The 15,483-nt window shown below is 32.4% G+C and carries 15 protein-coding genes, 1 rRNA gene and 1 pseudogene; 1 reads left to right on the plus strand and 16 read right to left on the minus strand.

The genetic code is table 11. The annotated features are described in order from the left end of the window. Nucleotides 1–25: 25 nt before the first annotated feature. From C7954_RS00790 to trpS, 7 genes are all read right to left on the minus strand, one after another. Entirely contained in the window at nt 26–2,095 is a 2,070-nt protein-coding gene (locus C7954_RS00790) for a PASTA domain-containing penicillin-binding protein (RefSeq protein ID WP_134058436.1), read from the minus strand. 11 nt (nt 2,096–2,106) lie between these two features. Next, on the minus strand, nt 2,107–2,577 hold the full coding sequence (locus C7954_RS00795) for a septum formation initiator family protein (protein WP_073156259.1): 471 nt from the start codon (nt 2,575–2,577) through the stop codon (nt 2,107–2,109). 19 nt (nt 2,578–2,596) lie between these two features. Continuing rightward, nucleotides 2,597–3,529 carry a 16S rRNA (cytosine(1402)-N(4))-methyltransferase RsmH gene (gene rsmH, locus C7954_RS00800; RefSeq protein WP_089655965.1) on the minus strand — a complete coding sequence of 311 codons (933 nt, stop codon included), beginning with the start codon at nt 3,527–3,529 and terminating at the stop codon, nt 2,597–2,599. Between the two features lie 11 nt (nt 3,530–3,540). Then, nucleotides 3,541–3,972, minus strand: coding sequence for a division/cell wall cluster transcriptional repressor MraZ (mraZ, locus tag C7954_RS00805; RefSeq protein ID WP_110300713.1), 432 nt, complete (start codon nt 3,970–3,972; stop codon nt 3,541–3,543). Between the two features lie 166 nt (nt 3,973–4,138). Beyond that, complete coding sequence (locus C7954_RS00810) at nt 4,139–5,305, minus strand: DNA polymerase IV (RefSeq protein WP_073156268.1); 1,167 nt, start codon at nt 5,303–5,305, stop codon at nt 4,139–4,141. Between the two features lie 2 nt (nt 5,306–5,307). Further along, nucleotides 5,308–6,360 carry a D-alanine--D-alanine ligase family protein gene (locus C7954_RS00815; protein WP_073156270.1) on the minus strand — a complete coding sequence of 351 codons (1,053 nt, stop codon included), beginning with the start codon at nt 6,358–6,360 and terminating at the stop codon, nt 5,308–5,310. A 20-nt stretch (nt 6,361–6,380) separates the two neighbouring features. Continuing rightward, nucleotides 6,381–7,385 (minus strand): tryptophan--tRNA ligase, encoded by a 1,005-nt coding sequence (gene trpS / locus C7954_RS00820; RefSeq protein WP_073156273.1) that lies wholly within the window; start codon nt 7,383–7,385, stop codon nt 6,381–6,383. Nucleotides 7,386–7,494: 109 nt separating this feature from the next. Between trpS and C7954_RS00825 the strand changes: the two genes are divergently transcribed. Next, a complete protein-coding gene (locus C7954_RS00825; protein ID WP_073156276.1) occupies nt 7,495–7,887 on the plus strand; it encodes a Fur family transcriptional regulator in 393 nt (130 codons plus the stop codon). Here the strand turns inward: C7954_RS00825 and rnhA are convergent. The 9 genes and pseudogenes from rnhA to rrf form a co-directional block, all read right to left on the minus strand. Then, nucleotides 7,884–8,330, minus strand: coding sequence for a ribonuclease HI (gene rnhA, locus C7954_RS14125; protein WP_369596938.1), 447 nt, complete (start codon nt 8,328–8,330; stop codon nt 7,884–7,886). The genes C7954_RS00825 and rnhA overlap by 4 nt on opposite strands. A 120-nt stretch (nt 8,331–8,450) precedes the next feature. Further along, a pseudogene (locus tag C7954_RS14130) lies at nt 8,451–8,708 on the minus strand (carboxymuconolactone decarboxylase family protein); the annotation flags it as partial. 102 nt (nt 8,709–8,810) lie between these two features. Then, a complete protein-coding gene (gene ptsP, locus C7954_RS00835) occupies nt 8,811–10,529 on the minus strand; it encodes a phosphoenolpyruvate--protein phosphotransferase (protein WP_089655962.1) in 1,719 nt (572 codons plus the stop codon). Beyond that, nucleotides 10,529–10,813: an HPr family phosphocarrier protein gene (locus C7954_RS00840; protein ID WP_089655974.1), complete on the minus strand. Its 285-nt coding sequence runs from the start codon at nt 10,811–10,813 to the stop codon at nt 10,529–10,531. The genes ptsP and C7954_RS00840 overlap by 1 nt, the downstream gene beginning before the upstream one ends. Before the next feature lie 243 nt (nt 10,814–11,056). Then, complete coding sequence (locus tag C7954_RS00845; protein WP_089655961.1) at nt 11,057–11,632, minus strand: glycerol-3-phosphate responsive antiterminator; 576 nt, start codon at nt 11,630–11,632, stop codon at nt 11,057–11,059. A gap of 205 nt (nt 11,633–11,837) precedes the next feature. Next, nucleotides 11,838–12,215, minus strand: coding sequence for a DUF1667 domain-containing protein (locus C7954_RS00850; RefSeq protein ID WP_073156290.1), 378 nt, complete (start codon nt 12,213–12,215; stop codon nt 11,838–11,840). After that, nucleotides 12,215–13,489, minus strand: a complete 1,275-nt coding sequence (locus tag C7954_RS00855) for an NAD(P)/FAD-dependent oxidoreductase (RefSeq protein ID WP_089719354.1) — start codon at nt 13,487–13,489, stop codon at nt 12,215–12,217. Before C7954_RS00855 ends, C7954_RS00850 begins: the two co-directional genes overlap by 1 nt. After that, nucleotides 13,489–14,961 carry an NAD(P)/FAD-dependent oxidoreductase gene (locus C7954_RS00860; protein WP_133618065.1) on the minus strand — a complete coding sequence of 491 codons (1,473 nt, stop codon included), beginning with the start codon at nt 14,959–14,961 and terminating at the stop codon, nt 13,489–13,491. Before C7954_RS00860 ends, C7954_RS00855 begins: the two co-directional genes overlap by 1 nt. A gap of 434 nt (nt 14,962–15,395) precedes the next feature. Continuing rightward, a 5S ribosomal RNA gene (gene rrf / locus C7954_RS00865) occupies nt 15,396–15,483 on the minus strand; the annotation flags it as partial.

Genomic DNA, 15,483 nt, shown 5'->3' on the forward strand with positions numbered 1-15,483 from the left:
TTAGATAATAAGCTATTTAAATAAATTAACGGAGTTTTAAATTGATTTTCTTTGAGCTTTTTATTCTTTTTCCAGGATAAACAGACTGTCCAATAACCTTACCCGAGCCATCTAACACGACATTTAAACCCTTTTGTTTGGCTAATTTTACAGCTGCTGCAGCTTCCATTCCTCTAAAATCTGGAACTGCTAATAAAAGCTCTTCTTTGAACTGTTCATTACTAAACAACCAAACTGTTGAATTATAATTTGTTAGTGTTTCAGGATCTGGAAGTTGAGCCCTTACTAATTCTCCGTCTCCAATTAGTTTAACATTAAATCCTTGATCTCTCAAATCACTTTCAGCCTTTAAAAAACTTTTGCCAATTAGATTTGGAACTTCAAGCTCAGTCTCATTTGTTTCATAACCATTTTTTTTACTAGTATCTGGCTTAACATTTAAGTAATTTAAAATATTAGAAGTTAAATTCCTAAAAACTGGAGCTGCAGTCTGACTTCCGTAATAAGTTTCTCCTTTTATATCATATAAAATAGTTAAGATAACTAAGTCTCTTTCAGCAGCCTCTACAATTCCAATAAATGAAGAATCATATATATCTTCATTGTAATGTTTTGCAGTACCAGTTTTACCACCTATTTGGTAGCCTTCAATTGCAGCTTGAGTTCCAGTACCTGTTTCAACTACCTGCTTTAATAATTCCTTGGTCTTATCTGCCGTGCTTTTTGATATCACCTGTCTTACTACTTCAGGATCATTAATAATATTCTCCGAACTATTTCCCGTATCAACTTTTTTCACAAGTCTTGGGCGCATCAATTTGCCACCATTAGCAACTGCGGAAATAGCTGTTGCAAGCTGAATTGGTGTAACAGATAAACCGTGCCCAAAAGTAAAAGTTGCTAGTTCAATAAGACCAATTTGTTCATATTCAGGAATAATTCCCCGCGCTTCAGCTGGTAATCTGATCCCAGTTTGTTCTCCAAAACCAAAAGCTTTAATATATGAATAAAAAGTTTCTTTATTCATTTTAAGTCCAACCTCTACAAAGCCAGGGTTACAGGAGTTTTTTATAACTTCAGCAAAGCTCTGTTTGCCGTGACCATACCTGCTCCAACAATTTATTTCCTCTCCAGCTACATAGATATGAGCAGGATCAGTTAAAATATCATTCTCAGTAATTACACCTTCTTCTAGAGCAGAAGCGGCAGTTATTATTTTAAAGGTAGAACCAGGCTCGAAAACATCATTAATTGCCCTATTTCTCCAATTTCGATCTGGATATTTCCCAAATTCATTCGGGTTAAAAGTTGGAGTATTCGCCATCGCTAAAATATCACCATTAGAAGAATCCATAACAATAATTGATCCACCAGAAAAATCAAATTTTTCCTCCGCATTTTCCAGCTCTTTTTCAGCCATATATTGAATTACTTCATCAATGGTTAAGTAAATATTATAACCATCTCTTCCTGGCACAGTCTCTCTAATCCCATTTGGAATTGTTTTCCCTTCAGCATCTCTTTCAATAATCATTTTACCTGCTTTTCCGCTCAATTGATTATTATATGAGAGTTCAAGACCGTTTAGACCATTATTATCTATTCCTGTAAAACCAAGGATATGAGAAGCTAATTCCCCTTCCGGATAATACCTTTTACTTTCTTCTGTAAATGTAATTCCCTTTAAATTTTTAGCTTCAATTTTTTGATATAATTCATCTTCAATTTTACGCTGTAAAAATATAGCCGCAGCATCAGAAGTTATCCTCCTATAAATTGTATTATAATTAATATCTAATAAAGGATCCAGTTCCGATGCCGTTTTTTGGGGATTAATAATATTATCCGGCAGAGCAACTACAGTCTTAGCCGGTAAGCTGACTGCAATTTTCCTGCCGGTATTGTCATAAATCATTCCTCTTTCTGAATCAATAACAAATTCTTTTACACGCTGGCTAAATGCTTTATGTTCATATTCAGCACTATTAATAACTTGAATCCACACAAGTCTTAGGGTAAGTAATATAAAAACGAAAAAAACCACTGCAAAATAAAACATTACTCTATTTTTTACTTGCTCATTAAAATCCCGCAAATTTAATCCTCCTATTCAAGTGATTCCGCCTGAACAGTCACTACTTCTTTAATTATTTTATCATAAATTTGCACTAAGAAAAACTTTTCTTTTGGGATATCTGCCATATATCTTTCTTTTTTTCTAAATTGATTATTGTAGACCAACGTTTCTTTAGTTTTGGCTTCAACCATATTTAATTCATGTTTTGCAATATTTTCTATTTCTGCCAAAGAGGTTTTGCTTGCTAATTTAACTTCTAATCTTTCATTTTTAGCTTGAATAGTCTCCAATTTATTTTCTAAGTTTAATAATTTTGCACTTTTCTTATTAATATTTAAAATTTGAGAAACATATAATAAAATTGAAACACTAATAAAAACTAACATAAATATATATATAATTGTAAAGGCTTGTTTTTTTACATTAGTAAAATTATAAGATGATTCATTTAAAAAATCACTTTGTGTATCTAGATTAGCATAATTTTGACTATGATACATCTCCTTCCCCCCTTAAAAATTAAATCTTCTCAGCTACTCTCATTTTTGCACTTCTAGATCTTGGATTAAATTCTTTTTCTGAATCAGAAGCCTGAATTGGGCTACTAGTTATTACTTTAACTTCGGCTTTTTTATCACAGACACAAATGGGAAAATCTGGTGGACAGGTACAATCTTTTGCTAAATCTCTAAATTTATGTTTCACAATTCGATCCTCTAATGAGTGAAAAGTAATAATTACAATCCGTCCCTCTGGATTTAAAAATGATACTGCCTTATCAATTAAGTTTTTTAGCTGTTCTAACTCATTATTTGTTTCAATTCTCAAAGCTTGAAAGGTTCGTCTAGCTGGATGACCACCACTTCTCCTGACAGCTTTTGGGATAGCTGCCTTAATAACTTCAACCAAATCATTTGTTGTCTCAATTGCTTTTTCTTTTCTCATCTTCACAATAAATTCAGCAATTCTAGCCGCCCAGTTTTCTTCTCCATATTCAGTAATAATTCTTTCCAGTTCAGCTTGAGAATAATTATTTACTATATCTTGTGCTGTTAATTTTTGTTCTGGATTCATCCGCATATCTAAAGGACCATCATTTTGATAACTAAAACCTCTTTCAGGGTTATCTAATTGAGGAGAAGAAACTCCTAAGTCAAACAACATCCCATCAACACCTTCAATACCCAGCTTAGCCAAAACTTGATCAATTTCTTGAAAATTTGCATGTTCTAAAATTAATGATTCATTATCTATAAATTTCTCTCGTACAGCTTTTATTGCAGCAGTATCACGATCAACCGCAATTAATTTACCTGCTGCTGACAATTTTTTTAAAATTTCTGAACTATGTCCAGCTCTACCTAAAGTACCATCTAAATAGATTCCATCTTCTTTTATATTTAAATATTCGATTGCTTCTTCTAATAAAACCGCTTGATGTTTATATTCCATTATAATCCTTTCTAGATTCCTAATTCTTCCATTGCATCAGCAAAATCTTCATAGGAATCTTCTACATTATCCATGTAGCTGTCCCAATTTTCTTTAGCCCACAACTCAATTCTATTTGCTAGACCAATTATTACAATTTCATGTTCAAAGTCTGCATAATCTCTCAAATTTATTGGTAAGGAAACTCTTCCCTGTTTATCTAATTCACATTCATTAGCACCTGAGAAAAAAAAGCGGACAAAATTACGGGCATTTTTGCTGGTCATTGGTAAAGAAGTTAATTTTTTCTCTAACTCTTTCCACTCATCCATTGGATATAAAAACAAACAATTATCAAGACCTCGTGTAATCACAAACTCTTCACTTAATTCTTCTCTAAGCTTTGAAGGTATGATTAAACGGCCTTTTTTATCCATATTATGAGTATATTCTCCCATAAACATAATACCACTTCCCACTTTCCACCCTTTTACTCCACTTTTCACCACTTAATGATTTTATTCTACATATAGTGAGAAAGTCCTTTATATTTTTAGAAAAAAATTATTATTTTTTAAAGATAAATTATTTAAAATCTATAAAAGCCCACCTTTGAAGGTGGGCTTTGTTCTAATCATCATTTAAATATAATTTTCTGGCTCTTGAAATTTTATTAAATCCATATTTTCTTTTTAATTTATCTATTGTTTGATCAAGCTGATCATCTGCTTCTGCAAATAAATTTAATTGCTCTTGACCCTCCTGACATAAATTAGAGACTCCAACCCCTAATAAGCGTAGTGGTTTTTTCAATAAATTATCATTAGCTAAAAGTTTTTTTGCTGTTTGATAGATTTCTTCACTGCTGTTAACTGCAACTTTTAAGGATTTTTGTCTGCTGAAAGTACTAAAATCTGCATAGCGAACTTTAATAAAAATGGTAGTTCCCTTTAGAGAATTACTGTGAAGCCGAAAAGACACCTTTTCACTCATTTTAAATAAATAAGCAAATAATTTATCCTGATTACTTATATTATCAACAAAAGTTTCTTCATGACTTACTGATTTTATTTCACTTTGGCTCTTTACTTCTCGATTATCCATTCCCCGAGAAAGAAAAAACAGTTTAACTCCTGCTTTACCAAATTTATCTTTAAGCTCTTCTAAAGAGTAAGGCCAGATATCTCTTGCTTTATAAACTCCCTCTTCTGCAAGTTTAGCAGCAAAAACATCTCCCACACCCCAGATTTTATTAATATCTAAACTGTACATGAATGATTTTATATCATCTGCCCTAATTACTGTTAACCCATCAGGCTTTTCAAAATCCGATGCTAATTTAGCCAGAAATTTATTAACTGAAACCCCAACAGAAATAGTTAATTCAGTTTTTCGTTTTACTTCTTCTTTTATTTGGGCAGCAATTTCAACTGCATCACCATATAATCTCTCACAGCCATTTACATCTAAAAAAGCTTCATCAATTGATAATTTTTCTACCAAAGGTGTATATTTTTTTAATATCTTAAATATATCTTGAGAAGTTTCTTTATATAGTGAGTGTCTTGCAGGTAAATAAACACCCTTTGGACATAATTTTTTTGCTTGAGCAATCGGCATTGCAGAATGTACTCCAAATTTTCTAGCTTCGTAAGAAGCGGTTGAAACAACACCTCGATTGCTTAAATTCACTCCACCAATAATTACAGCTTTTCCTTTTAATTCAGAATTTTCTCGCTGTTCAACTGCTGAAAAAAAAGCATCCATATCTGCATGTAAAATATGAAGTTTAACCATTCTTATTTAGCCTCTGCTAAAGCAATGTTTACTAATTCATCTAAAAGTTCCATATAAGAAATTCCTACTTCTTTAAATAAAAGTGGATACATACTAAATTGAGTAAACCCCGGCATTGTATTAATTTCATTAATTAAAATAATATTTTCTTTTTCATTAACGAAAAAATCTAGTCTGGAAATACCAGCAGCTCCTATTGCTTTAAAAGCCCTAATTGATAATTCTTTAATTTTTTCTTTGTTTGCTTCAGAAATTTCGGCAGGGATTATTAATTCCGTACTTTGGTCTTTATATTTAGCTTGATAATCATAAAAATCATGAGTAGATATAATTTCTCCAGCTGCAGAAACCTGAATTTGATCTCCACTTCCAAGAACTGCAGACTCTATTTCTCTGCCCTCAACACTGCTTTCAATAATCAGCTTATTATCATACTTAAATGCCTCTTTTAAAGCAGCTTTAAAAGAGCTTAATTCTTTAACCTTACTGATTCCAATACTAGAACCCATATTAGCAGGTTTAATGAAAAACGGCCTTTTCAAATCGTCAGCTAATTTTTGAAAAAGTTTTGGGAGCTTCTGCTTATTTACATCTTCTTTTTTTAATATCCTAAATTCACTCTGAGGAATATTATAATAACTAAATATTTCTTTCATGACCGCTTTATCCATACCAACTGCTGAAGCAAGCAGATCACAACCAACATATTTAATATTTAAGGTGTCTAAAAATCCCTGAATTTTACCATCTTCTCCATAGGGACCGTGTAAAACCGGAAAGACTAAATCTATTTTATTTTCCAAAATATTAAGTATTTCTTGATCTAAAATATTTTTTCTATTTATTTCAGAAACCTTTTTCTGCTCTCCAAATAAAATAGCTTCTGATTCTGCAGGAGATATAAAATATCCCTGTTTAGAAATTGCGATCGGATATATTTTGTATTTTTCCTTACTAAAAGCATTATAGATAGAGCGTGCTGATAAGATAGAAACTTCATGTTCTGCTGAACGACCACCAAAAAATAAAGCAATATTAATCTTTGAATTAGACAATAGAATCCCTCTTTCCAATCTTAATTATTAAAATAATCTATTTTCATTACTTTGCGAACCATTTTCATTGTTTCTGCTGCTTCTTCTCTAGCCTTAGCAGTACCTTCCATTAATATTTGATCAACTAGTTCTGGATTTTTAAGATATTTTTTTCTTCTCTCCCTCATTGGATCTAAAAATGCATTTAATTTTTCAGTCAGACGCTTTTTACAGGCAACACAGCCAATTGTACCTGCTCTACATTTTTCTGCAATTTCATCAGATTCTTCTAAATTAAAAGCTTTGTGATAATGATATACTGTACATACCTCAGGATGTCCGAGATCATCTTTGTGAATTCTGGCAGGATCAGTTTTAGCCTGCATTATTTTTTGGGCAACTTCATCTCTGCTGTCACTTAAATAGATAGCATTATTCAAACTTTTACTCATCTTATTTTTGCCATCAAGCCCCATTAATCTAGGAAAATCACTAATTAAGGCTTCGGGTTCTGGGAAAACCTCTCCGTACATATTATTGAATTTGCGAACTATTTTTCTTGTCTGTTCTATATGTGGAATTTGATCTTCTCCAACTGGGACTAGATTTGCCCTACAGAAAGTAATATCTGCTGCCTGACTAACTGGATAACCAAGAAAACCATATGACATTTCTTTATATCCATACTGTTCCGCCTCTGATTTAATAGTAGGGTTATGGCGCAGCTGGTTTACTGTAACGATCATTGAATAAAAAACTGTTAATTCTGCTATTTCCGGCACAAGTGACTGCACAAAAATTGTTGTTTTTTCTGGATCAATACCAGCAGCAAGATAATCTCTAGCTACCTGTCTAACATCTTCACTTAATTTATCAGGTTGATCAAAATTAGTTGTTAAAGCCTGAACATCAGCAATAATCAAAAAGGTATTATATTCATCCTGAAGTTCAACTCGATTTTGTAAACTACCAACATAATGACCAAGATGAAGTTTACCTGTCGGCCTATCACCTGTTAAAATTCTCTTTTCTTTTTTATTTGACAAAATCATCACCCTTTTTCTTATTTAATAGATTACACTTGAATATTTAAATGATTTCTGCTAAAATTAAACTAAGAATAATAATTGTTATTAATTAGTTGGGAGGATTATAATGGCTAAAAAGACTAGAATGACTAAACAGCGCAAGGCAATTTTGAGAGTTTTAAGAAGTACTAAATCTCATCCTACCGCTGATTGGATATATGAAAAAGTTCGGGAAGAAATACCAAATATTAGTCTTGGAACAGTTTATCGTAATCTTAATGTTTTAGCCAAACACGGCAAAATTAATGTTTTAGACTACGGAAGCAACCACAGCCGTTATGATGGTAATCCAGATCATCATTATCATTTTCGCTGTAAAAAATGTGGTGGTGTTTTTGATCTAAATATTGACCTAACTGCAGATTTAAATAAAAAAATAAATAATGAAACTGAGTTTATAGTTCACTCACATCGGTTAGAATTCAATGGTATTTGCCCAAATTGTCAGCAGAAAAATTAAATTTTTTCTGCTTCTTTTTTTGCCAAATTATCTACCTCTTCATTATAAAAATCTCCACTATGACCCTTAACTTTTTGATAACTTATGTCAAAATTAGAAGTTAATTTATCTAATTCTTGCCACAAATCTTGGTTTGCCACTTCTTTTTTGGAAGAAGTCTTCCAACCATTCCTTTTCCATCCTGCTATCCAACTAGAAAGTCCATTCAGAACATAACTGGAATCACTATAAATCTCTATTTTACTATCTTTAGGTAGTAATTTCAAAGCTTCAATTACAGCTTTTAATTCCATTCTATTATTTGTTGAATTTCTTTCAGATCCGGCAACTGTTTTCAGTTTTTGAGAATCAGAATTTAAGATTACAGCTGCGTAACCACCAGGACCAGGATTACCGAGGCAGGCTCCATCAGTATAGATTTTAAATTCAGCATATTCTTCAATGTTTTTTTCAGCGTCCTCAAAAGCAGGGTCAGCATCTTCTAGTTCTAATTCTTCTAAAAGTTCAGCTGCTCTCCTCATATGTGGAATTACTATTGAACCACCAACAATTAAAGCCACATTCATTGCCTCATAAATTTCCTCTTTAGTCCAGCCAGCTTTATATGCTTCTAAAATATGATATGTAATACAATCGTCACATCTAAGAACCAGGGAGGAAACAAGTCCCAGCAGTTCTTTAGTTTTAGCTGAGAGTTTGCCATCTTTATATACCTTATTATCTAAATTAAAAAACCTTTTTGTATTTAAATTTCCCTCTTCTAAAATTATATCATTCATTTTTTGACGAAAGTTATTAAATTCTTTCTTTTTTTCGCTCATAAAAACACTCCCAATTCAAAATCTATTCTCGGTCTTGAATTTCAAAAGAAACCGGACAGCAAGGTGCCGTCCGGATATCTTCTAATATTTATATTTTTTAATTTACTTAGCTATTTTACTTAAATATTCCTTTACTTCAGCAGCTGTTCCCAATTCTAAGACTTTTTTGCTTTCTGCTTCTGCCTCAGCTAAAGTCCATTTTGTCAGTATTTCTTTTATTTTTAGAATTGAAACCGCACTCATACTGAATTCATTTAAGCCAGCACCTAATAAGAATGGAAGCAATAATTCTTCTCCGGCAGCTTCTCCACACATACCAACCCAAATATCTTCTGCATGACCAGCATCAATAGTCTTTTTAATCAATCTCAATACTGCTGGATGATAAGGTGTATGCATTTCTGCAATTGTTTCATTCATTCTATCTACAGCAACTGTGTATTGAATCAAATCATTAGTACCAATGCTGAAAAAGTCCACTTCCTTTGCTAATTGATCTGCAATCATTACTGCAGAAGGAACTTCGATCATCATTCCTACATCAATATCTTCATTATATTCTATTCCCTCTTCTTTTAATTCAGCTTTTACTTCTTCTACCTTTGCTTTAGCTGCTAACAATTCATCTAAAGAAGAAATCATAGGAAACATAATTTTTATATTACCATAAACACCAGCTCTTAATAGTGCCCGAAGCTGTGGTTTAAATATATCATCTCTTTCTAAACAAACTCTAATAGCTCTATAACCTAGAAATGGATTCATCTCATCTGGAAAATCTAAATATGGAAGTTCTTTATCTCCACCAACATCTAAAGTTCTAATAACTAAAGGTTTATCTCCCATTTTTTGAGCAGCTTTTTTATATACTTCAAATTGTTCTTCTTCTGTTGGTAATTCACTGCGGTCCATATATAAAAACTCACTGCGGAAAAGACCAACTCCTTCACCACCATTAGCTAATATTGGATCGACATCTTTTAAGTTACCCATATTACCAGCCACTTCTACCTGATGACCATCTTTAGTTTGAGCTTTTTTATCTTTAAATGCTAATAAACGTTTCTGTTCAGCTTTATATTTTTCAAGTTTTTCTTTATATTCTTCTAGAGTAGACTGGTCAGGCGCAAAGAATACTTTCCCCTGATTTCCATCTACAATAATAGTAGTATCATCTTCTGCTTTTTCAATTAATTCACTACCTAAGCCAACTACAGACGGAATCCCTAATGAACGGGCCATAATTGCTGAATGAGAAGTTCTGGAGCCATCTCTGGTTACAAAGGCAAGCACTTTATCAGTATCCAATTGAGCAGTGTCTGATGGAGTTAAATCCTCAGCTACAATTACTACATCACTTTCCATCTTATCTGAAATATCTTCAACACCCAATAAATTTTTAATAACTCTCATTCCAACATCTTTAATATCTGAACCACGTTCTCTTAAATATTCATCATCCATAGCAGCAAACATAGCTGCAAATTCATCAATAACTTCTTTTACTGCAGCTGCTGCATTCAGCTTATTATCTCTTATCTTATTTTCAAATGCAGGTATAACTTCGGGATCATCTAAAATCATCAGATGAGCAGCAAAAATTTCTGCTTTTTCTTCCCCAAGTTTTTCAGCAGTTTCTTCCTTTAATTCCTGTAAAGATTTTTTTGATTCTTCTAAAGCAGAATGCAATTTTTCAATTTCCTCATCTACTTCATCCTCTGAAATATTTTGTTTATCAATCTCAATTTCATCTTCCTGTTTTAATAATGACTTACCAATAGCAATACCAGGAGACGCAGCGATTCCTTCTATTAAAATCACTATTCGTCCTCCTTCTTCATTTCAACCTCAATGAAATCAACAAGTTCTTCGACTGCTGATTCTGCATCATCGCCATCTGCTCTTATGATAATCTCATTTCCTTTTCCTACTCCCAGGCTCATGACACCCATAATACTTTTAGCATTAACTTCTTTTTCTTCAAAAACTATTTCAATTTTTGAATCATATTTACCTGCTTTCTGTACGAATTGGGCTGCAGGGCGGGCGTGCAGACCGGTCTTATTAGTGATCATAACTTTTTTTTCTTTTACCAATCTGATCATCCTTTCAAATTTTTGTGATAACATTACTTATCTATATATTTTAACATAAATGTTACACTAATTTCATCCTTTTTCAGAAATTTTTTTATTTATTTTTAATATTCTTCTTTAAATAACCGTTAATAACGGTTTTTAGCATCAAATAAGAGGAATTCGCTCCAGAATCCTGCTGATCAATGCTTTTTTCACCTAACTTGCCTTCCCTTAGTTGCCTTCATTTCAATAGTACGTTACGTCAAAATTCTAATTATATTTCCATAACTGATGGTCACTTGTTGAAACTGCAAAGATATTCTGCTTTTTTAAGTCATCCACTTCACTCTTACTCTTAATTAAGCCTCCAGCAATTACTGGATATTTATGTTTGCTGTTATTTTGCCTTTCAATAAAATAAGGTGCGGCCAATCCAGGTAAAATTTCTACCGCATCAACATTATTTGAATTAAATGATTTTTCAGCACTAATTAAAGAAGCTGAATCCAATAAAAACACCCGCTGAATTGTCATTAAGTCATTATTTGATGCTTCTTTAATTAAATAACCTTTAGTAGAAATAATCCCATCACATAAATCTTTTTCAGCTAAATATCTAATCCCTTCTTTATCATGAGCAATTCCCTTAACTAAATCAATATTAACCATTAAAATTTTATCATATTTATGAGCTAATTCCATAGCTTCTTCTAAATTAAAAATTGATCCTGTCAATAAAAAAATTAGTACTGACTCCTTAATCCTCATTGCCTTTTCTAAATTTTTAATATCTCTAACAGCTGGAATAATTGGATAACTGTTAAAGTAGCCTGCTAAATGTTTCAAATTTTTACCTCCTCCTATCAAACTTTCAAACTAAAAAGAACAAAAGTAAATAAATTTAGTATAAATATTTATTATGCCTATTATTATATACTTTTGTCTAGATAGTTAAAATCCTGCTTATATCTTAAAAAATTATTATAAACCAGAAAAATACCAGGAGATTAGCTAATCTCCTGGTATTTATAAATTAATATGCTTTTATCATTTATTGTTTCTTTTTTAGTATTTCTCTAGTTGTTACAATATTAACTCCTGTATCTAAGATATTTTCTATAACAATATCTCCTAATTTTATAGGTGCTTCTAATTCGACCTTAGCTATCTCCGTCATAGCCTCTTCTAATATTTCTTTAGGAAGTGGGTCTTTGCTCTTTACTGGTACTAAAGGTAACACACCGTTTTTAACTCTAGCTGTAGTTGGTAATATTCTTGTCGGATTATAATACTCATTTCTTACATATTTTTCTCCTGCCTTACAATTGTTACCTTCCATACATTCAATCTGATTATTATCATCTATTTCTAATTCTACATCACAACCCATGGGACAGCTTATACAGGTTATTTCTACTTTTTTCCCCATTATTTTTCCTCCTTTACAATGTCAACTTTTAAACTGCTTATATCATTTGAAGAGAACATCTTTTCTGGAACTGGGAAAGTTATCATTTCTCCAGGCTCAACTCGACGAGCTTTCTTATCTAATAACTTCTTATCTCCTGCATATAGATTGATTTTAACATCTGCCATTGGCTGCTTAGCTCTCATATATAAATTAACTAATTTTCGATCATCTACTTTATTTGTAATTTTATGAGGAACTATGTAACCTACATTTTCCCCTGGGTTTACATCTATTGCTTTTGATCTTTTAGCTATTCCACCCTTTAAATAATCTGCTGCAGTCTTGCCAGCAATTAAACTTTCTTCGGTTACCCAATCTACAAGATCATGAACATGCAGTACATTACCACAGGCAAAGATTCCTTCAATATTTGTTTCTCTGCCTTCATTTACAATAGGTCCTCCTGTAATACTGCTCATCTCTACCCCGGCTTCTTCTGATAATTCATTTTCTGGAATCAAACCAACTGATAATAATAAAGTATCACATTCAATTTCATATTCTGTACCTTTTATTGGTTTAAAATTATCATCAACTTCAGCTACTACCACACTTTCGAGTCTATCCTGTCCTTTTATTTCTACTACTGTCTGCTGCATTCTCAGCGGTATATCAAAATCTTCTAAACACTGAACAATATTTCTTGTCAGCCCACCAGAAAAAGGCAGTAACTCTAAAACTGCTTCTACTTCAGCACCTTCTAAATGCATTCTTCGAGCCATAATTAAACCAATGTCTCCTGAACCTAAAATAACTACTTTCTCTCCAGGAATCCACTGTTCCATATTGATATATCTTTGGGCAGTCCCAGCACTATAAACTCCTGCCGGCCTAGAGCCCGGTATATCAATAGCCTCTCTTGTTCTTTCACGGCAGCCCATTGCTAAAATAACTGCTCCAGCATCAATCTCTATCATACCTTCATCAGAATTAATGGCAAAAACCTTTTTATCAGGAGTGACTTCTAAAACCATTGTATCTAATTTAATATCTATACCACGTTCTCTAATATTTTTGATAAACTGATGTGCATATTCAGGACCAGTTAATTCTTCTCCAAAATAATGAAGTCCAAAACCGTTATGAATACACTGCTGTAAAATACCGCCTAACTCAAAATCTCTTTCTATAATTAATATATCTCTAATTCCTTGATCATAAGCCTCTTGTGCTGCTGCTAATCCAGCAGGTCCTCCACCAACTACTACTAATTCATATTTTTGATTATTCATTATTTTGCCACCTCTTTTAATAATGGTGCTTTAGTCTTTTCTTTTAAAAGTTTAGATTTTGCACTCTCTAAACAGACTTCATTTTCCTCTATCCCTAATTCTTCTGCCAAGATGCTTACTACCTTTGGTTCACAAAATCCACCCTGACATCTTCCAGCACCTGGTCTGGCTCTTCTCTTAACCGCATTAACTGTTCTAGCACCTACTGGTTCACGAATTATATCTAAAATTTCACCTTTAGTTACTGTTTCACAGCGGCAAATAATCTGACCATAATCTGGATTTTCTTCTACTAATTTTGCCTGTTCTGCATGAGTCATGTGCCTAAACTTTGGTGGACCTTGATAATTAGGATCAAAATCAGATTTTTCGTTCAGATCTCCTAGTTCTTCTTTTACAATACCTACTACCATTTCTGCAATTGCTGGTGATGATGCTAATCCTGGAGATTGAATACCTGCAACATTGATAAATCCTGATACTTCATCACTGGCTTCTATTAAAAAATCTCCTGTTTCTTTAATGGCTGGCCGTAAACCCACAAACTCTCTAATAATCCCTTTTTTACTAAGACCGGGTACTGTTTTGTTTGCACCTTCCATTACTTTATCTAATCCTTTACGAGTAGTAGATTTATTCTCTACATTATCTATTTCTTCTGCATTTGGTCCGATCAATACATTTCTTTCATCTGTTGGAGTTACTACAATCCCCTTACTTACCTCTGTTGGTACAGGGAAAATTGTTTTTTGTAAATTTAATTCCATTTTTTTATCATACAAATAATATTCTCCACGTCTTGGAGTAATCTTAAATTTATCAATACCTACCATGTTCGCAATTTTATCAGCGTATAAACCAGCAGCATTAATTACTAATCCCGCTTCCATTTCTCCTTTAACAGTTTTAACTAATTTATGATCACCTATATCTTCTATATCTTCTACTTCAGCTTCTAAAAATACATCTACTCCGTTTCTAGCAGCATTATTAGCCAAAGCGACAGTTAGTTCAAATGGATTTACAATTCCAGCCGTAGGTGCATATAAAGCAGCAACAGCATCTTCACTTAAATGAGGCTCTAATTCGTATAACCGGTCTCCTTTTACAATTTCTAAATCTGGCACATCATTTTTTTGGCCATTTTCTAAAATAGCTTCTAATTTTGGAATATCTGCTTCATCTTCTGCAACTACCATTGCTCCCAGCCATTCGATTGGGACATCTAATTCATGCTGTACTCGTTCATGATATAATTTATTTCCTCTTACATTTAATCTTCCTTTTAGCTTATTAGAATCAGCATTAAAACCAGCATGAATTAAAGCAGTGTTAGCTTTACTGGTCCCAGTACAGACATCAGGTTCTTTTTCTACTAAAGCAATATTTAAATCATAACGTGATAATTCACGAGCAATGAAACATCCTGTCACTCCGCCACCTATTATAATTACATCATATTTTTTGTTCAATTATTTTTCCTCCTATAATTATTTAAGATTGAGATATATAATTTTTTAAAATAAAAATTACCGATAATATTAGATAAGACTAAATATAACCCCGTAAAATAAATGTTTGCCCACTTCCTACTTAATTATCGCTGATTTAATTAATCACTCCCTATAATTAATATTTCTTAATACTCAAATGCTTTAATTTTAATAAAATAAATTAATTAATTTAAATTTTTAAATACAAAAAAACCTTATTGTGATTTAGAAATTTGGGCATAGTAGCCCTCCAAATTACAATAAGGTTTTCTCTTCAGCTCAACCTAATATTTTATTGTTTGAATAAAGTATAGCATTGATAATTTAATTTGTCAACTACTTAACAAAAAATATAATCTAGTTTTTAATAGTTTAAATATAAAATATTTTCTGATAATTTAGGTTAAAAAAAGGACCGGCAGCGACCTACTCTCCCACATCGTTACCAATGCAGTACCATAGGCGCTGGAGGACTTAACTTTTGTGTTCGAGATGGGAACA

Source organism: Halanaerobium congolense, assembly GCF_004366375.1.
In the GTDB taxonomy this organism is placed as follows: Bacteria; Bacillota; Halanaerobiia; order Halanaerobiales; family Halanaerobiaceae; genus Halanaerobium; species Halanaerobium congolense.